The sequence below is a fragment of the Nonomuraea sp. NPDC051298 genome (genome assembly GCF_055586305.1).
Genome location: NZ_JBVJIM010000002.1, coordinates 682,628 through 698,475, shown reverse-complemented (window position 1 = coordinate 698,475; position 15,848 = coordinate 682,628). Strand labels below are relative to the sequence as shown.

Genomic DNA, 15,848 nt, shown 5'->3' with positions numbered 1-15,848 from the left:
ATAAGCCCGGATCGGGATGATTCCGAGATACCAGACCCCTTCGGAAGGGCTGGGAATCGAGGCTAGGGGCATGTCAGGTGAGGGTAGCGGACGCGAGCCTATTTGGCCGCCTCGGTAATCTCATCGCGTAGCTGCGACGGGCTGAACAATACCGGATTGTCTATTTCCGTGCCGTTCAATTTCACTGTCGGCGTGTGATCGATCTTCTGTTCGTCGATGATCTTCTTGCTGTACGCGAGTTGCGCGTCGGCGTGCTTGTTCGAGGTGACGCACTGGTCGAAGCCGGGCGCGGTGACCCCGGCCTCCTTGCCCCACTCCTTGAGCTGGTCGGGCAGGAAGCCCTGCGCGGTCTCCGAGGGCTGGTTCTCGAAGAGCAGGTTGTGGAAGGTCAGCCACTGCTTGCCGTCGGCGATGCACCGGGCGGCGCTGCTCGCGCGTACGGAGTTGGACTTGGTGGGCTCCTGGGAGAAGATCGTGATCGGGTGATAGACGACCTTGGCCTTGCCCTCCGCGGCGAGGTTCTTGAAGGTCTGGCCGCTGACCCGCTCGAGCTCCTTGCAGGCCGGGCACTGGAAGTCTTCGTAGATGTCGACCACCGGCCTGGTGACGCCGTTCTGGGCCATCACCACGCTGCCGTCGGACTGCACGGTGATCGGCGCCAGCGCGCCGGTGGCCTCCTCCGAGCGTGAGATGCTGGCGGCGTACCACCAGCCGAGCCCGACCGCGGCCACCGCGACCACCCCGGCGGTGACATATGTCACCACGCGCCGTCGCCTGTCGCGGACCCGCTGCTCGGCCTGCTGCGCCTTGATCTTCTCGCGCGCCGACTGCGACTTCGTCTTGGTGCGCTCGCCCTTGCTCATCACTCGTCTTCCTCCTCACGTGTGTCGCCCCCGAGCCCGAGGGCCCCGTCGAGCGCGAAACGGCCCGGCGGGAAACGCGCGGCCCAGGCGCCGAGCAGCACAAGGCCGAAGTCGCGCAGGATGTCGAGCAAGTAGGTCGGCTCCTGGCCCGCCCCCAACTGGCCGCCGCCGCCGAAGCAGCCGCAGTCGATCCGCAGACCGTTCGCCCACGCCCAGGCGATGCCGAACACGAACGCGAACATGAGCAGCCCGGCGATGACCGCGGCCACCCTGGTCAACAGACCGACGACCAGCAGCACACCGACCACGATCTCCAGGATCGGCAGGGCGTAGCCCACCGCGACGGCGATCGACTCCGGCAGCAACTGGTAAGCCTTGACCGCCACGACGGAGTCGGCCGGGTTACCGATCTTGAGCGCGCCCGCCGCGATCAGCACCCCGCCCAGCACGAGCCGAGCGACGGTCGTCACCCAGGGTATCGCTCTTCTCGCCCAAGGCGACGATGGTGACGCGGCCACGAATGTTCTCCTCTGTCTCTGCGCCGGGATGGGCACAGTACCCGGATCTCATCCGATCACGTCGAAGATAAGCGTCAGCTAAGCGGGTTTCCTGCCGCTGACCTGGGAGAGTTCCCCACTTTTACCTACCTGAGTTAAAAATTACCCATACAAGCAAGAAGGGGTGAATCGGTCACCAGCGCCGCATCCGGGCGCACCACCGCCTGCCGGCGCGCTCCCGCCTCGAACGCCTGAGGGCCTGGATGGCAGGGCACCGGCGAGTTCGCCCGCTCGACACCCAGCGCGGGCCGAACGGGTGCCACAGCGGGTGCAGGACGGGCCTTCGCTCCTGCCTGTGGCCGATAGGAGGGCGGACCCGGACGAGTACGCCGACGACCCGGCCGCGCCCCTCGCCAGGGCGACACACCGTCGTACGATCAGCCGTCGCTCACCCGCCACAGCCCCCGGGAACGCCTGACGCCCTCCTTCAGCGGCGCACGCCCTTGGCCATGTCGCGCGCCAGCTCCGCCGCGGACTCGCGCCCGGCCGCCTCGTCGGGCGCGTCGAGCAGCCGGCGGATGAACGCCGAGCCCACGATGACGCCGTCGGCGTAGGCCGCCACCTCGGCCGCCTGCGCGCCCGTGCCGACGCCCAGGCCCACGCACACCGGCAGGCCGGTGTGCGCCTTGGTGCGCTTGACCAGGCCCTCCGCGGCGATGTTGACGCTCTCTCTGGCGCCGGTGACGCCCATGAGGGAGGCGGCGTACACGAAGCCGGTGCAGCACTCGACGACGGCCTCGATGCGCGGCTCGGTCGAACTGGGCGCGACCAGGAACACCGTGTCGATGCCCGCCGCCGCGGACGCCGCCCGCCACGGCTCGGACTCCTCCGGCGTCAGGTCGGGCGTGATCGTGCCGACGCCCCCGGCGTTGGCCAGGTCGCGGGCGAAGCGGTCGGCGCCGTACTTGTCGACGGGGTTCCAGTACGTCATGACGAGCGTGGCGGCCCCGGTGGCGGCCACGCCCTCGACCGTGCGCATGACGTCGGCGATGCGGGTGCCGTTGGTCAGCGACCGGTGCACCGCGTCCTGGATGGTGGGCCCGTCCATGAGCGGGTCGGAGTAGGGCAGGCCGATCTCGATGACGTCGCAGCCGGCCTCCACCAGGGCCGCGGCGGCGGAGATGGCGCCGTCTTTCGACGGGAAGCCCGCGGGCAGGTAGCCGACGAGCGCGGCCCGGTTTTCCGCCTTCGCCTTGGCGAAAACCGTCTGAAGAGTCGTCATGTCTGTCCGTTTCGAAGGTCGAGTCTCACCATGATGCCCTGCCGCGCGCCCGCCGCAGAATTCCCCGCGCCGGTCATTCCCCGCGCCGGTCGGACGCGGCCGGGTCGCGGGCCCGACCGGCCCGGCGCAGGCCGTCGGCGGGGCACGGCGTCACAGGCCGAAGCACTTCACAGGCCGAAGCACGTCACAAGCCGAAGCACGTCACAGGTTGAAGTACTTCATGGCCGTGCCCATGTCCTTGTCGCCGCGCCCGGACAGGTTGACCAGGATGGTCGCCTCGGGGCCGAGCTCGCGGCCCAGCTCGAGCGCGCCGGCCAGGGCGTGGGCGGACTCGATGGCGGGGATGATGCCCTCGGTGCGAGCCAGCAGCGAGAACGCGGCCATCGCCTGGTCGTCGGTGACGCCGTGGTAGGTGGCGCGGCCGGAGTCCTTCAGCCACGCGTGCTCGGGGCCGACGCCCGGGTAGTCGAGCCCGGCCGAGATCGAGTGGGACTCGATGGTCTGGCCCTCGTCGTCCTGCAGCACGTACGTGCGCGAGCCGTGCAGCACGCCGACCGAGCCGGCGGTGAGCGTGAGCGCATGCTCGCCGCTCTCCAGCCCGTGCCCGCCGGCCTCGTAGCCGTGGAGCTGGACGCCCTCGTCGCCGATGAAGGCGTGGAAGATGCCGATGGCGTTGCTGCCGCCGCCGACCGCGGCGCACACCGCGTCGGGCAGCCCGCCGGTCAGCTCGAGGATCTGGCGGCGGGCCTCGACGCCGATGATGCGCGCGAAGTCGCGGACGATCTCGGGGAACGGGTGCGGCCCCGCGACCGTGCCGAACAGGTAGTGGGTGGTGTCGACGTTGGTCACCCAGTCGCGGAACGCCTCGTTGATGGCGTCCTTCAGGGTCTGGGAGCCGTTCTTGACCGGCACCACGGTGGCGCCGAGCAGCTTCATCCTGGCGACGTTGAGCGCCTGGCGCTCGCAGTCGACCGCGCCCATGTAGATGACGCACTCCAGGCCGAGCAGGGCCGCGGCGGTGGCGGTGGCCACGCCGTGCTGGCCGGCGCCGGTCTCGGCGATCACCCGCCGCTTGCCCAGCCGCTTGGTCAGCAGCGCCTGGCCCAGCACGTTGTTGATCTTGTGGGCACCGGTGTGGGTGAGGTCTTCGCGCTTGAGCACGATCCTGGCCCCGCCGGCCTGCTCACCGAAGCGCGGCACCTCGGTCAGCGTGGTGGGGCGGCCCGCGTAGGTGCGCAGCAGGTGGTCGAACTCGCGCAGGAACTGCGCGTCGTTCTTGGCCTTGTCGTAGACCGCGGCCACCTCGTCGAGCGCCGGGATGAGCGCCTCGGGTACGTATCGGCCGCCGAAGACGCCGAACTTGCCATGCACGTCGGGGTCGTCCCCGTGCACGCCGTTGCCCGCCAGATCGGCGGCCGTCAGAATGGTGTCTTCGTGTGCCACTGCTATCCCTCTGCTGAGTGGTCGGGGCGCGTCGACGGATGAGCGCCGGCGGTCACCAGCGCCTCCACTGCCTTGCGCGGGTCTTTGCCGGTGACCAGGCTCTCCCCCACCAGGACGGCGTCGGCGCCGCCACGGGCGTAGGCGAGCAGGTCATGCGGGCCGCGCACGCCCGACTCGGCAATCTTGAGCACATTATCGGGGATCTTCGGCGCGAGTTTCGTGAAGACCTCGCGGTCGACCTCGAGTGTCTTCAGATTTCGCGCGTTGATCCCGATGACCCGGGCACCGGCCGCGACCGCCCGCTCCAGCTCCTCCTCGGTGTGCACCTCGACCAGCGGGGTGAGCCCGATCGACTCGGCCCGCTCGATGAGCGAGACCAGCGCCTCCTGCTCCAGGCAGACGACCATGAGCAGGGCCAGGTCGGCGCCGTGGGCGCGGGCCTCCCAGAGCTGGTAGGAGGTGAGGATGAAGTCTTTGCGCAGGATCGGGATGTCGACCCGGGCGCGCACCGCGGCCAGGTCTTCGAGGCTGCCCCCGAACTTGCGCCGCTCGGTCAGCACGCTGATGACGTGGGCGCCGCCCGCTTCGTAGTCGGCCGCCAGCGCGGCCGGGTCGGCGATCGCGGCGAGCGCGCCCTTCGACGGGCTCGAGCGCTTGACCTCCGCGATCACCGAGACCCGGTCGCCCCCTAGCGCGGCCATGGCGTCTCTGGGCGTCTGCGCCCGCCCGGCCCGCTGCTTGAGCTCGTCGATCGAGACGGCCTGCTGACGTGCGGCGAGGTCGGCGCGCACCCCGTCGAGGATGTCGTCGAGGACGCTCGGCCCTTCGGTCCGCTCACTCACGCGCTTGGGGTCCCTCCGGTCGGCTGCTGGGGGTCGGCGGAGAGTTCGCGTCGCGTTCGCTCTCTGCCCTTGTCCTGCGATGGTATCGGCCCTCGCGCGGGCACCTCACCACCGGTCCCCCAAGTGGGCACCGCCTAGGGAGCGAGGAACGCCCCGAAAGGCAGATTGCGGACGACCCAGTAGACCATGACGACTCCGAGGAACGCCCACAGCCACGCCGGATGGGCCAGAGTCGTGCGCCGGGGACGCCCCTGCCAGGCCCGCACCATCCACCGCCCCCACCAGAACAGCAGGAACGGCGTCATCGCCACGGCCAGCGGATTGAGGCCGAGCGCGGCGACCGGGTCGAGATGGGCCAGCGCGTGGATGGTGCGCAGGGTGCCGCACCCCGGGCAGTAGAGGCCGGTGAGCCACAGGAACGGGCAGGTCGGGTAGTGACCCGGCTCGTTGGGGTCGACCACGGCGACGATCGCGAACACCGCCCCCGTCGCGGCCGCAACCCCGAGCGGCGCCAGCATGCCCTTGAGGCGGTCAGTGCCCCGCCGCCCGGTTGCCGCGATGCTCATGCGTCCAGTATCCGCCTTCCGTGCGTGACGTCCAGGAGAGCGCCCTTCACCAGCTCTAGTAGCTGGAGTACGACGCGCTGATGCTGGCGGCGATCACCACGAAGTACACGATGACGAGGATGATGGACACGACGTTCACGATGATGCCAGTGATCAGGGCGCGCTTCCACCACGTCTTGGCCTCCTCGGACGCCTGCTGGGCGCCCGCGAAGTCGCCGATCTGCCACTTCTGGTTCACCTGCGTCGACTTGACGATCGACACGATGCCGAAGGGCAGACAGCAGAACAGCGTGGTCAGGATGGCGGCGACGAGGTGGTTGTCCGGCGGCTCGGCCCCGGGGGCGCCGTAACCACCGCCGGAGGGAGGCTGCTGACCGTAGCCACCGCCGTAGCCGCCGCCGCTCGGAGGCTGCTGGCCGTACCCGCCGCCGCTCGGGGGCTGCTGGCCGTAGCCACCGCCGGAGGGAGGCTGCTGACCATAACCGCCGCCGTAACCACCGCCGCCGGGCGGCTGCTGGCCGTACCCGCCGCCGGGTGGCTGGGCCCCGTAACCACCGTCGCCCTGGTTTCCGTAACTCATGCTCATGACCCCTTATGTCGTCATCTGAGTCGAGGTGCGCGCGGCAGCCTAGCGAGAAACCATCCCTCTACGTGGTCGAACATCCGCTTTGCGGACAATTCGTAATCGGACCGCAAGCACGTCGTCACGGTCCGGCTACGCTGCGGGTGTGTCGGGCGGGCCTACTCGTACGTGGACGAGGTGGCGGCGGCGCTCAGGCCGATCAGCGACAGCAGCATGCCGCCGAAGATGATCCAGCACAGCAGCCAGATCACGACCGTGATGTACGACGTGACGAGGCCGCCCACGGCCATGCCCGAGCCCTCCTCGCCAGTGCGCTTGATCCGGTTGAGCGCGATGTGCCCGAGGATCACGCCGGGGATGCTGGTGATCCCGCAGAAGACCAGGCCGATGATGCCCAGCACGAGCGAGGCCACCGCCATGCCGTTGGTGGAGCGGGGCTGCTGGGGCGGGCCGTACCCGTAGCCCTGCTGGCCATAGCCCTGCTGGGCGTAACCCTGCTGACCGTGGCCGCCGTAGCTGGGGGGTTGCTGGCCGTAGCCGCCGCTCGGGGGCAGTTGGCCGTAGCCGAGTTCCTGCGGGTGGCTGGGCGGCTGCTGGCCGTAGTCGCCGTAGCTCGGGGGCTGCTGGCCATAGCCCCCGCCGCTCCCCGGCTGCTGACCGTAACCCCCGCCGCTCCCCGGCTGCTGACCGTAGCCTCCCCCGCTTCCCGGCTGCTGGCCGTAACCGCCGCCGCTCTGGGGCTGCTGGCCGTAACCGCCGCCGGACGGCTGCGCGCCATAGCCGCCGTTACCGCCCTGATCCCCGTAGCTCATGAGCTGGCTCCTCAAGTATTTCGTCGCGAGTTGCAACGGCAGCTTATTGAGGAAACGATTGCCAAGCAGACAAGGATTCAGAACAGTGGAGGATTCGCCATTGCCTAATCGCGGCGCGCGTCGGTGGGGTCGTCTCCTCTGTCGAGCGCGTCCCAGAGGGCTCTGTCGTCACTGACCTGCGTGGCGGCCTCCGCCGACGAGCTCGCGCCCCGGTCGTAGCGGGCCGACATGCCGCTCCAGCGGCCCCCGCGGACGACCGCGACGATTCCGCCCGCCAGCACCAGCGCCGCGCCGACCGCCGAGACGCTCGGCCACAGGGGCATGGCCTCCCAGGGGAGATCGGCGGCGCCGTGCAGCACGTTCTGCTCGCGCAGCCAGCCGGTGACGCCCGCGTCGTCGAGCGCCGTCCACGTCGCCGCGGCCGCGCCCGCGCCGCACAGGGCGAGCAGCCCGCCGATGACCCGCCGCCCGGTGCCCTTGGTCGCCAGCACGGCCACCACCCCGGCCAGCCCGGCCAGGGCCACGGGCGTCAGTACGGGGCTGAGCTGCCCGCCCGTCGGCGCGACCGCCCCCGCCCCCTGGAGCACCCGCACCCAGGCTCGGCCCGCGGCGACCAGCACCAGCAGGCATCCGGCGGCGGTCAGCGCCACCCAGCTCCACAGGCCCCGCCTGTCGTCTCGCATGGCGCCCGCCTCAGCCGAGCGCCAGCTCGAGCCGGTCGGCGTCGAAGCAGGTGCGGTCGCCGGTGTGGCAGGCCACACCCACCTGGTCGACCTTGATCAGAATGGTGTCGCCGTCGCAGTCGAGCGCCACCGACTTGACGTGCTGGACGTGCCCGGAGGTGCCGCCCTTGACCCAGTACTCGCCGCGACTGCGGGACCAGTAGGTCGCCCGGCCCGTGGTGAGCGTGCGGTGCAGGGCCTCGTCGTTCATCCAGGCCAGCATGAGCACCTCGCCGGTGTCGTACTGCTGGGCGATCGCGGGCACCAGCCCGTCGGGGTTCCGCCTCAGCCGGGACGCGATCTTGGGATCCAGGGACATGCACCCCATTCAACCAGCCGGGTCGCCCGCCCGGCCCACCGGGAACGCCGCGTCGTCCGCTGCCGTACGCGGCGCCCCGCCCCCTACGTGCGGGCCGCCGAGACCCAGGACGCGTGCAGGTCGGCGTACACGCCCGGCTCCCGCACCAGCTCCGCGTGCGACCCCCGCTGCACCAGGCGTCCCGCGTCGAAGACGAGCACCTCGTCGGCGTTCTCCGCCGTGGACAGCCGGTGCGCGATCGACACGGCCGTACGGCCCCGGGTGACGCCTTCGAGCGCGCGCGCCAGGCGTACCTCCGTGGCCGGGTCGACCGCGGAGGTTGCCTCGTCGAGCAGCAGCAGGTCGGGGTCGGCGAGGTAGGCGCGGGCCAGCGCGACGAGCTGGCGCTCCCCCGCCGACAGCGACTCGCCGCGCTGGCCGACCGGGGTGCCGAGGCCGTTCGGCAGGCCCTCCAGCCAGTCGGCCAGGCCCAGCTCGGTCAGCGCCAGCTCGATCTCCGTGGTGGTGGCGGCGGGCCTGCCGTAGCGGACGTTCTCCTCCAGCGTCCCGTCGAACAGGAAGCCGTCCTGCGGGACCATGACGATCCGCTCGCGCAGGGAGGTGAAGCGCACGTCGCGCAGGTCGTGGCCGTCGACCGTGACACGGCCGGAGCCCGGGTCCATGAGCCTGGTCAGCAGCTTGGCGAACGTGGTCTTGCCCGAGCCGGTCTCCCCCACCACGGCGACGCGGGAGCGGGGCGGGATCTCGACCGTGACCTCGCGCAGCACGGGCGCGCCTCCGGGATAGGAGAAGTGCACGTCCTCGAAGGCCACCTCGATGGGGCCGCGGGGCAGCACCACGCCCTTCTCGCCGGGGTCGGCCACGTCCGGCGGCGTGTCGATGACGCCGAGGATGCGCCGCCAGCCGGCGACCGCGTTCTGGGCCTCGTTCAGCACCTCGGTGGCGGTCTGCAGGGGCGAGACGAACAGCGTGACCAGGAACAGGAACGCCACCAGCCGCCCCTGCGTGATCTCGCCCGACACGCCCAGCCGCACGCCGAGCAGCACGATCCCGGCGATGGCGAGGGCGGCCACGATCTCGGTCAGCGGGAACACGAACCCGACGATGGTCTGCGCCCTGATCTGGGCCTTCCTGTTGGCGTCCACGGCCGCGCCGATGCGTTCCGCGGTGCGGCGCTCGGAGGCGTACGCCCTGATGACGGTCGCGCCGACGACGGACTCGCTGACGGCGGCCAGCATGTCCCCGGTACGCTCGCGCACGACCGTGTACGCCCGCGAGAGCAGCCGCTGGAAGCGCGGCAGCGCGATCAGCAGCGGGACGAAACAGGCCCAGACCAGCAGCGTGAGCTGCCAGGAGTAGACGAACATCAGCACGGTGGCCACGAAGAGCTGGCCGAACGCCACGATGATCATCAGGCCGCCCCACTGCATGAAGGCGCTGATCTGGTCGATGTCGTTGGTGACCCGGGAGACCAGGGCGCCGCGGCGCTCGGTGTTCTGGGTGAGCACCGACAGGTCGTGGACGTGCCGGAAGCCGCGTACGCGCAGGGTGGCCAGGGAGGACTCGGTGGCCCGGTAGAGGCGGACGTTCATGACGTAGCCGGCCAGCGCCGTCAGCACGACCGCCGCCGCGCAGATCAGTACGGCAGTGGTGATGTACGGGAGGTCGGGCGTGCCGGTCTTGAGACCCGTGTCGATCGTCTGCTGCACCGCGATCGGCACGATGATCTTGCCGATGGTGGCGACCACGGCCAGCGCCATCGTGCCCGCTAATCCGTTGCGGAACTCGGGGGTGAGCGAGAGCCCCTGGCGGATCGTGGCCAGCGCGGAGCGGTCGGAGCCGCGCTGGATGCCCTGCGCCGTCATGCGCTGATCTCTTCCTCTTCGATGGGTTCGTCGTCGGCGGGACGGGTGGCGGGGCCCGTACCGGGTGGTGGCGTGGCCGGGACGTCGATGGCGGCGCGCTCGGCCTCCTCCCGCTCGTAGGCGGTCACCAGGTTCCGGTAGCCGAGGCAGCGCTCGATGAGCTGCTCGTGCGTGCCCCGGTCCACGACGCGGCCCCGGTCGAGGTAGACGACCTCGTCGGCCAGGGCGATGGTGGCCATCCGGTAGGCGACGACCACGACCGTGGAGGCTTCGGCGGCGTCCCGCAGTCCGTACAGGATCTTGGCCTCGACCTGCGGGTCCACGCTGGAGGTGGCGTCGTCGAGGATGAGCAGGCGGGGCCGGCGCACGAGCGCGCGGGCCAGGGCCAGGCGCTGGCGCTGGCCGCCCGACAGGGACGCGCCGCGCTCGCCGACGCGGGTGCCGGGACCGGCGGACAGGCGGTCCACGAACCCGTCGGCCTGGGCCAGGCGCAGGGCCGCCGCCACGTCCTCGTCGGTGGCGTCGGCGCCGAGTGCCACGTTGCCGCGTACGGTGTCGTCGAACAGGAAGGTCTGCTGCGGCACCAGCGCCACCGCGGCCGCCACGCCGCCGTAGGGCAGCTCCCGCAGGTCCACGCCGTCGAGCAGCACCCGGCCGGCGTCGGGGTCGACCAGCCGGACCAGGAGCTGGACCAGCGTCGACTTGCCCGACCCGGTGGGCCCGACGAGCGCGACGGTACGGCCGGCGGGCACGCGGAAGGTGATGTCGTGCAGCACCTCGGCCGTGCCGTAGGCGTAGGAGACGCCCTCGATCTCCAGCGCGGCGGGGGCGGCCGTCTCCGTGGCGGGGGTCGTGCCGTACTCCATGGAGCCGGTCGCCTCCAGCACCGACTGCACCCGTTGCCAGCCGACGACGCTGCGCGGCAGCTCGGCCAGCACCCAGCCGAGCGCCCTGATGGGGAAGGCCAGCAGCGTGAACAGGTACGCGACCTGCACGAGGTCGCCGGGGCCGATGGCGCCGGCCGACAGCCGTACCGCGCCGACGGCCAGCACGGCGAGGACGCCCAGCGTGGGCAGCGCCTCCAGCATCGGGTCGAACAGCCCGCGAATCCGGCCGACGGCCACGTTCGCGTCGCGCAGCTCGTGTGCGCGCCGCCGGAACCGCTCGGTCTCCAGGTCCTCGCGGCCGAGCGTCTTGACGACGAGCGCGCCGTCGAAGCTCTCGTGCGCGATCTCGCTGACCTCGGCGCGCAGTTGCTGGGCGCGGGTGGCCAGCGGGCTGAGCCTGCGCTGGTAGATCAGGTTGAGTACGGCGATGGCCGGGAAGATGACGAAGCCCACCAGCGCGAGCGGCAGATCTGTCACTAACATCGCGATCGCCGCGGTGAACAGCATGACGATCACGCCGACCGCCATGGGCAGCGGCGCGAGCGGCGCCCAGGCGGCCTCGGCGTCGGCGCTGGCGTTCGACAGGAGCTGCCCGGTGGGGTGGCTGTGGTGCCACGACAGCGGCAGGCGCAGGTACTGACTGGTGACGTCGCGGCGTGAGCGGGCCTGCATGCGGTACTGGATGACCCCGGCCAGGATCCGCCGACCCGCCACGCCGAACGCCTTGAGCAGCGCCGTGCCGAGGATCAGCAGCACACCGGTCCACATGGCGCCCGTGGTGATCCGGCCCTCGGCGAACGAGGGCAGCACGACGTTCTGGGTCGCCCAGCCGAGCGCCCAGGCGGAGGCCACGGTCATGCCGCCGTAGAGGCCGCTGGCCAGGACGGCCACGGCGAAGAGCGTCTTCTCTGTGCGAATGGCCACCCCAAGGACGCGGAGCCCCTGACGCATCACGGCCGAGGTGACCTTGGTCGCCACTCGACGGGTTTCCTCTCATGTCCGACGTTTCTACGTATGTCCCTATCACGCCCGATCATGTGGTTATTCCCGCCGGTAGGGTTGGATACGTGACTCATGCCCGTGGCGAACGCTCCGCGCTCTGCGACCTGCTCGACCGGCTCGGCCCGGACGCGCCGACGCTGTGCACCGGCTGGACCACCTACGACCTGGCCGCCCACCTCGCACTGCGCGAGCGCAGACCCGACGCCATGGCCGGCATCGGGCTCAAGCCCCTGGCCGGATACACCGCCTCCGTGCAGCGCGGGTTCAAGGCCCGCCACCCCTACCCCGAGCTGGTCGGCCTGGTCCGCCGGCCCGGCGGCGTCTACGGCCTGCTGCCCGCGCTCGACGAGGCGGTCAACGCGCTGGAGCTGTTCGTGCACCACGAGGACGTGCGGCGCGCGCAGCCGTCGTGGGAGCCGCGCGAGCTGCCCGCCGACCTGGAGCAACTGATCTGGAAGCGGGTCGCGACCGGCGCGCGGCTGATGCTGCGCAAGGCGCCCGTGGGGGTGGCGCTGCACCGGCTCGGCGGGGGCGTCGCGCTCGGCGGGCCCAAGGGCGGCGCGCGGGTGGAGGTCACGGGCCGGGCCTCCGAGCTGCTCCTGTTCAGCTTCGGACGGCAGCGGCACGCCAGGGTCGAGCTCACCGGCGACCCCGAGGCGGTGACCCGCCTGCGCGAGGCCGCCCTCGGCCTCTGACGTGGTTCAGGGTCGCCGGGCTCCGGGGAGGCCGGGCCCGCGTTCCCCGGCGGGCGGGACGCGCGCGTAGATGCGCTCCGCCACGGTGGACTGGGCCAGCCGCCGCAGGCAGGCGATCAGCGTGTCGCCCACCGAGGTGCCGATGACCACGATCTCCACCGCCCGCTCCCGATCGCTCACATCGCCGCCCAGCAGGCGTACGTCGGCCTCGGCGATGCGCTCGGCCCCGTCGGCGTAGGCGTCGAGCGCCTCCAGCATGTCGTGCCTGCCCACCTCGTCGAGCGTGGCCAGCACGCCCACGGCGGTGCGGTAGGCCGGGTCGCCGGTGCGGATCCGCCAGCCGCGCGCCGACAGCAGGTCGTACAGGCGCTGCTCCGCCTCGTCCTTGTACGGCCCCGGCCGCGCCTCCTTCCGCTGGGTCACGGTCTTCTGGGCGGCGCCCAGCAGGTCGAACTCCTCCAGGTCCGGATTGTCGATCCGCGCGGTGAGGTCGCGGATGACCGCGATGGACAGGTCGCCGTACTCCACCAGCGCCCGTACGAGGCGGAGCCGGCGTACGTGCTCCTCCCCGTACTCGGCCTGGTTACGGCCGGTCGGCCGCCCAGGGGCCAGCAGTCCCTCCCGCATGTAGTACTTGATCGTCGGAACCGGGACCCCGGTCGTCTGGCTGAGCTCCGCCATCCGCACGCTTTCACGTCCCCTCTTGTCGTTCCTGGATAGTTTAGCTATAGATAGTGACAAGTAGCACTATCCACTATCCGCTCGACGGAAGGGCGTTTCCCATGTCGCACTGGCACCGTCCCCTCATGCTCTTCGCCGCGCTCATGGCCGCGGCGAGCCCCGTCCTCCTCGTCCTCGTCCTCGTGGATCCGCGGACGCTCGACGGCCTCCCGATCTGGATCAAGCCGTTGAAGTTCACGATCTCCCTGGCCCTCTACTCCTTCACCTGGGCCTGGTTACTCTCGCTGCGGCACAGGGCCGGGCGGGTGAGCTGGTGGATGGGTACGACGCTGGCCGTGGCGGGCCTGGGTGAGGTCGTCCTCATCGCCCTGCAGGCCGCCCGCGGCCGGCACAGCCACTTCAACGAGGCGACCCCGCTGGACGGGTCGATCTGGATCGCGATGGGCGCCACGATCGGCGTGCTCATGCTCGCCAACCTCGTCGCCGCGATCTTCGTCATCGCCGAGCGGCAGGCCGACCGCGTCAGCACCTGGACCGTACGGATCGGCCTGGTCGTCTCCACGCTCGGCGTCGCCTCCGGCGCCCTGATGGCCACCGGCGTCCCCGGGCAGACCTGGGCCGAGGACTTCGCCGGCGCCCACAGCGTGGGCGTCGCCGACGGCGGCCCCGGACTGCCGCTGGTCGGGTGGAGCACCGTGGGCGGCGACCTGCGCGTGCCTCACTTCGTCGGCATGCACGCCCTGCAACTGCTGCCGCTGTTCGCGCTGCTGCTGGTGGCGCTGTCGGCGCGCTGGGCGGTCCTGCGGCAGGAGAGCGTCAGGCTGCGCCTGGTGTTCGCCGCCGGGCTCTTCTACGCCGGACTGTTCGCAATCGTCCTGTGGCAGGCCCTACGAGGGCAGTCGCTCGTCCACCCCGACGCCGCGACGCTGGCCGTACTGGGCGTCTTGGTCGTCGCCACCCTCGGCGTGGCGGTGACCGCGCCACGAGCGAGGAGTGCGGTCGCCGCGTGACCGGCTCCCCCTCGGATCGGGCTCGGTCACCGCGGAAATCCCGGCGCGGCGGGCACTCGCGGGCAAGCTCAAGCCCGTACCATGGCAGGTGAAAGAAGCCCCCCGGTTAGGATCATGAACATCTTCACAGAAGATGCCTAGTGATCGCCCAGATCCGGGTATATACGGCTGGGAATGGACTGCAGGAGGCCCCCCATGCAGGTCAAGAAGGTGATCACCTACGTGGCTGTCGCGTTCGTGGTCTTCTACCTGTTCACCCGGCCGGCCCAAGCCGCCGCCGCGGTCAACGGTGTGTTCGACGGAATCATCCAAGGAGCTAATCAGTTGGCGGTGTTCTTCTCAAGTGTTCTGACCTGACAGTCGGTCCTGTCTGCGCCGGGGTGCTTCCCCGCGCTGCCGGATCGTGTTACGCAGGCAGGATGAGAGATCGCCTCACCGCCAAGCCCGATCGGCTCGACGCCGATGCGCGGCGCATCCTCGAGCGAACCGAGCTCGAGGGCGTCGAGCTGATCCGTTTCCTGTACGCCGACCATGGCGGCGTGATTCGCGGGAAAGCGGCATCCCGGTCACGGCTGGCCGAACGGCTCAGCTCAGGCATCGGGCACACGGTGGCCATGATGGCGATGAACATGCTCGACCAGCTCCAGGAGGTCGAGCACCTGGGTCCGGTGGGCGAGGTGCGCATCGTTCCCGACCCCGCCACCTACGTCCCGCTGCCCTACGCGCCCGGCGCGGCGGCGATGCTGTCGGACCTGCGCCAGGCCGACGGCAGCCCGTGGGGAGCGTGCGCCCGCACGTTCCTGAAGGACGCGATCGCCGAGCTGAGGTCCGAGGGCTACACGCTGTCGGCCGCGTTCGAGCCGGAGTTCACGCTGGGGCGGCGGCTGCCCGACCCGGCCGGCGGGCCCGACCGGCTGGTGCCGCTCGACGACTCGCTCTGCTACGCGGGAACGGGCTTCGACACCGCGCACGACTACACGATCAAGCTGGTCCGCACGCTGGAGACCCAGGGCCTGCGCGTCGAGCACTACCACCCCGAGCTGGGCCCCGGCCAGCAGGAGCTCTCCGTGCACCACGCGCCCGCCCTGCGCGCCGCCGACAACCACGTCATCTACCGCGAGAGCGTGCGCGGCGTGGCCATGCGCATGCAGATGTGGGCCTCACTGGCCCCCAAACCGCTGGCCGACCAGGCCGGCAACGGCGCCCACCTGCACCTGTCACTGTGGAACGACACGCGCAACGTCTTCGCCGGCGACAGCGGGGTGCGCGCCGGGTTCATCGGCGGCCTGATCGCGCACCTCCCCGCGCTCACGGCGCTGACCTGCGGCAGCGTCAACAGCTTCCGCCGCCTGACCCCCCGTACGTGGGCGGGCGCGTACGCGGTGCACGGCCCGGACAACCGCGAGGCGGCCGTCCGGGTGTGCTCCCCCGTGGGCGAGCACGGCGAGCCGAACCTGGAGCTGAAACCGTCCGACTCCTCGGCCAACCCCTACCTGTCGCTGGGCGCCGTCATTCACGCGGGCCTCGACGGCATCCGGCGCGGGCTCGACCCGGGCGAGCCCGTCGAGGTCGACCCCGACACGCGCCCCGGCCGCTACCCCCGCCTGCCGGCCTCGCTCGACGAGGCGCTCGACGCGCTGGAGGCCGACGAGGTGCTCATGGAGGCGCTCGGACCGCTGCGGCGCGGCGCGTACCTGGCCGTCAAGCGGTCCGAGGCCGCCGCGTTCGCCGCCAGGGACGTCGCCTACGAACTCGCCCAGCACCTGCGGGTCTTCTGAC

The 15,848-nt window shown here is 71.2% G+C and carries 17 protein-coding genes; 4 read left to right on the top strand and 13 right to left on the bottom strand.

Annotation, left to right across the window (positions count from 1 at the left end):
- Nucleotides 1-98: 98 nt before the first annotated feature.
- From ACZ6S0_RS08540 to ACZ6S0_RS08485, 12 genes are all read right to left on the bottom strand, one after another.
- Nucleotides 99-863: a DsbA family protein gene (locus ACZ6S0_RS08540; protein ID WP_465914686.1), complete on the bottom strand. Its 765-nt coding sequence runs from the start codon at nucleotides 861-863 to the stop codon at nucleotides 99-101.
- Complete coding sequence (locus tag ACZ6S0_RS08535) at nucleotides 863-1,333, bottom strand: MauE/DoxX family redox-associated membrane protein (protein WP_344875696.1); 471 nt, start codon at nucleotides 1,331-1,333, stop codon at nucleotides 863-865. The genes ACZ6S0_RS08540 and ACZ6S0_RS08535 overlap by 1 nt, the downstream gene beginning before the upstream one ends.
- A gap of 514 nt (nucleotides 1,334-1,847) precedes the next feature.
- A complete protein-coding gene (gene trpA / locus ACZ6S0_RS08530; protein ID WP_465914683.1) occupies nucleotides 1,848-2,642 on the bottom strand; it encodes a tryptophan synthase subunit alpha in 795 nt (264 codons plus the stop codon).
- A gap of 201 nt (nucleotides 2,643-2,843) precedes the next feature.
- Nucleotides 2,844-4,064: a tryptophan synthase subunit beta gene (gene trpB, locus ACZ6S0_RS08525; RefSeq protein WP_465915234.1), complete on the bottom strand. Its 1,221-nt coding sequence runs from the start codon at nucleotides 4,062-4,064 to the stop codon at nucleotides 2,844-2,846.
- A gap of 23 nt (nucleotides 4,065-4,087) precedes the next feature.
- Nucleotides 4,088-4,927, bottom strand: a complete 840-nt coding sequence (gene trpC, locus ACZ6S0_RS08520; RefSeq protein ID WP_344875700.1) for an indole-3-glycerol phosphate synthase TrpC — start codon at nucleotides 4,925-4,927, stop codon at nucleotides 4,088-4,090.
- Nucleotides 4,928-5,061: 134 nt separating this feature from the next.
- Nucleotides 5,062-5,493: a DUF2752 domain-containing protein gene (locus ACZ6S0_RS08515; RefSeq protein ID WP_465914681.1), complete on the bottom strand. Its 432-nt coding sequence runs from the start codon at nucleotides 5,491-5,493 to the stop codon at nucleotides 5,062-5,064.
- 55 nt (nucleotides 5,494-5,548) lie between these two features.
- Nucleotides 5,549-6,073, bottom strand: coding sequence for a CD225/dispanin family protein (locus tag ACZ6S0_RS08510; RefSeq protein ID WP_465914680.1), 525 nt, complete (start codon nucleotides 6,071-6,073; stop codon nucleotides 5,549-5,551).
- Nucleotides 6,074-6,234: 161 nt separating this feature from the next.
- Nucleotides 6,235-6,888 carry a DUF4190 domain-containing protein gene (locus ACZ6S0_RS08505; RefSeq protein ID WP_465914678.1) on the bottom strand — a complete coding sequence of 218 codons (654 nt, stop codon included), beginning with the start codon at nucleotides 6,886-6,888 and terminating at the stop codon, nucleotides 6,235-6,237.
- 104 nt (nucleotides 6,889-6,992) lie between these two features.
- Nucleotides 6,993-7,571 carry a Trp biosynthesis-associated membrane protein gene (locus ACZ6S0_RS08500; RefSeq protein ID WP_465914676.1) on the bottom strand — a complete coding sequence of 193 codons (579 nt, stop codon included), beginning with the start codon at nucleotides 7,569-7,571 and terminating at the stop codon, nucleotides 6,993-6,995.
- 10 nt (nucleotides 7,572-7,581) lie between these two features.
- Nucleotides 7,582-7,929 (bottom strand): phosphoribosyl-AMP cyclohydrolase, encoded by a 348-nt coding sequence (gene hisI, locus ACZ6S0_RS08495; protein WP_465914674.1) that lies wholly within the window; start codon nucleotides 7,927-7,929, stop codon nucleotides 7,582-7,584.
- An 83-nt stretch (nucleotides 7,930-8,012) separates the two neighbouring features.
- The gene (locus tag ACZ6S0_RS08490; protein ID WP_465914672.1) at nucleotides 8,013-9,794 is read right to left on the bottom strand and encodes an ABC transporter ATP-binding protein; all 1,782 of its coding nucleotides are present in this window, start codon (nucleotides 9,792-9,794) and stop codon (nucleotides 8,013-8,015) included.
- Nucleotides 9,791-11,632 carry an ABC transporter ATP-binding protein gene (locus ACZ6S0_RS08485; protein WP_465915231.1) on the bottom strand — a complete coding sequence of 614 codons (1,842 nt, stop codon included), beginning with the start codon at nucleotides 11,630-11,632 and terminating at the stop codon, nucleotides 9,791-9,793. Before ACZ6S0_RS08485 ends, ACZ6S0_RS08490 begins: the two co-directional genes overlap by 4 nt.
- Before the next feature lie 116 nt (nucleotides 11,633-11,748).
- On the opposite strand from ACZ6S0_RS08485, the gene ACZ6S0_RS08480 reads away from it, so the two are divergent.
- Nucleotides 11,749-12,378: a TIGR03085 family metal-binding protein gene (locus ACZ6S0_RS08480; protein ID WP_465914670.1), complete on the top strand. Its 630-nt coding sequence runs from the start codon at nucleotides 11,749-11,751 to the stop codon at nucleotides 12,376-12,378.
- A gap of 6 nt (nucleotides 12,379-12,384) precedes the next feature.
- Here ACZ6S0_RS08480 and ACZ6S0_RS08475 read toward each other — a convergent pair whose 3' ends face one another.
- On the bottom strand, nucleotides 12,385-13,059 hold the full coding sequence (locus ACZ6S0_RS08475) for a MerR family transcriptional regulator (RefSeq protein WP_465914669.1): 675 nt from the start codon (nucleotides 13,057-13,059) through the stop codon (nucleotides 12,385-12,387).
- A gap of 101 nt (nucleotides 13,060-13,160) precedes the next feature.
- Here ACZ6S0_RS08475 and ACZ6S0_RS08470 point away from each other — a divergent pair, with 101 nt between their 5' ends.
- The 3 genes from ACZ6S0_RS08470 (at nucleotide 13,161) to ACZ6S0_RS08460 (ending at nucleotide 15,847) form a co-directional block, all read left to right on the top strand.
- A complete protein-coding gene (locus ACZ6S0_RS08470; RefSeq protein WP_465914668.1) occupies nucleotides 13,161-14,069 on the top strand; it encodes a hypothetical protein in 909 nt (302 codons plus the stop codon).
- A gap of 195 nt (nucleotides 14,070-14,264) precedes the next feature.
- Entirely contained in the window at nucleotides 14,265-14,426 is a 162-nt protein-coding gene (locus ACZ6S0_RS08465; RefSeq protein ID WP_169789240.1) for a hypothetical protein, read from the top strand.
- Between the two features lie 62 nt (nucleotides 14,427-14,488).
- Complete coding sequence (locus ACZ6S0_RS08460; protein WP_465914667.1) at nucleotides 14,489-15,847, top strand: glutamine synthetase family protein; 1,359 nt, start codon at nucleotides 14,489-14,491, stop codon at nucleotides 15,845-15,847.
- Nucleotide 15,848: the final 1 nt, after the last annotated feature.